At 59.8% G+C, this 1,501-nt stretch carries 3 protein-coding genes; all 3 read right to left on the bottom strand.

Annotation, left to right across the window (positions count from 1 at the left end):
* Positions 1-37: 37 nt before the first annotated feature.
* From B3Q33_RS14505 to B3Q33_RS14495, 3 genes are read right to left on the bottom strand one after another with little or no spacing between them, the layout of a single operon-like run.
* Positions 38-484 carry a SufE family protein gene (locus B3Q33_RS14505; protein WP_035249109.1) on the bottom strand — a complete coding sequence of 149 codons (447 nt, stop codon included), beginning with the start codon at positions 482-484 and terminating at the stop codon, positions 38-40.
* Between the two features lie 45 nt (positions 485-529).
* Entirely contained in the window at positions 530-1,075 is a 546-nt protein-coding gene (gene sufT / locus B3Q33_RS14500) for a putative Fe-S cluster assembly protein SufT (protein WP_272962712.1), read from the bottom strand.
* Between the two features lies 1 nt (position 1,076).
* Entirely contained in the window at positions 1,077-1,436 is a 360-nt protein-coding gene (locus B3Q33_RS14495) for a HesB/IscA family protein (protein ID WP_035249106.1), read from the bottom strand.
* Positions 1,437-1,501: the final 65 nt, after the last annotated feature.

The raw sequence follows: 1,501 nt of genomic DNA, 5'->3' as shown, positions 1-1,501 counted from the left end.
TCCTCTGTGGTGAAAATGCTTTTTGCGTAGCGGGAGGCTAGGCAGTCAGTGACTGGGCCTGTTGTTTGATCTTGCCGACCATGGCGCGCAGGCCGTTGCCGCGGGTGGGGCTGAGGTGGTTGAGCAGGTCGATGCGATCGAAGAAGGCGTCCATGTCGTAATCGTGGATGGCCTGGGGAGACTGGCGGTTCAGGGCGGCCAGTACGATGGCGGCCAGGCCCTTGACGATCAGGGCGTCGGAATCCACCGCCATGTACAGCGTGTCCGCGTCGCTGTCGTAATCGGTTTCCAGCCACACCTGGCTCTGGCAGCCGCGCACAAAGCGGTCTTCGGTTTTCAGCTCATCGGGCAGCTCGGGCAGTTGCTTGCCCAGGTCGATGATATAGCGATAGCGCTCTTCCCAGTCATCCAGGAATTCCAGGTCTTCACTGATGTCCTCAGCGGTAATCTTTTCGCCAAGGGTGATGTTGTGGATATCGAACACGTCGCTTGCACTCCAGAATAGCGGCTAGCTTCTAGCAGCTGCTTTTCAAAACATTCCCAACTCGAGTTGAGCCTCTTCACTCATCATATCGCGGCTCCAGGGCGGATCGAACACCAGGGCCACTTCCACCTTGTCCACGTTGGGCACCTTGCCGAGCCGGTCTTCCACATCGCCCACCAGTACCGGGCCCATGCCGCAGTTGGGGGCGGTGAGGGTCATGCGGACCTGCACCACGTTTTCGCCATCGCGCTGGATCACATCGCAGCCGTAGACCAGGCCCAGTTCCTTGATGCTCACCGGAATTTCCGGGTCGAAGATGGTCTGCAGGGTGCTGTCCAGGTCGTCCTGGCGCACGCTGCCGTCCTCGTTGGCGGGCGCGAAGTCCAGCTTCAGCGGTTGCTGGCCGATGGCGTCTGCGTCGGTGCCGTCGATGCGTGCCATGTTGCCATTGATGGTCACCGTGTAGGTGCCGCCCAGGGCCTGGCTCAGATTGACGAAGCTGTTCTTGGGGATGGTAATGCGGGTGCCGTCCGGCACCTTGCGGGCCGGTACATCACGCTGGACGACAACCGTTCTCTGTTCTTGCGCCAACTCAGACCTCGTCTACGGTAAAGCTCTCGCCGCAGCCGCACTCACCGGTGGCGTTGGGATTGCGGAACTTGAACAGGCTGTTGACGCCCTCGGTGACGTAGTCGATGACCAGGCCATTAAGCATGGGCAGCCACTTTTCCGGCACGTACAGGTTGACGCCGTCGATCTCGAACAGCTTGTCGCCGTCTTTGGGTTCTTCCACAAAATCGAGGGTGTACATGAACCCGGAGCAGCCGGATTCGTCCAGATCCAGACGGATGCCGCTGGCACTGGCTCGCTGGATTTCCCGCAGGGCCTGTTGGTTGGCAGCCTCGGTCAGGTTAAGGGTGACCTGGCCGGGTTGGAATGTCTGAACTGTCATGAAATTACCTACCTTGCATTAGCGCATGGTTGATATTGCCGCAGGAGCGTCGCTTGAGACGCGAA

The organism is Alcanivorax sp. UBA3183 (genome assembly GCF_002364155.1).
GTDB lineage: Bacteria > Pseudomonadota > Gammaproteobacteria > Pseudomonadales > Alcanivoracaceae > Alcanivorax > Alcanivorax jadensis.
Note: the sequence above shows the minus strand (reverse complement) of the source record. Positions and strands in the feature narration are given on the sequence as shown.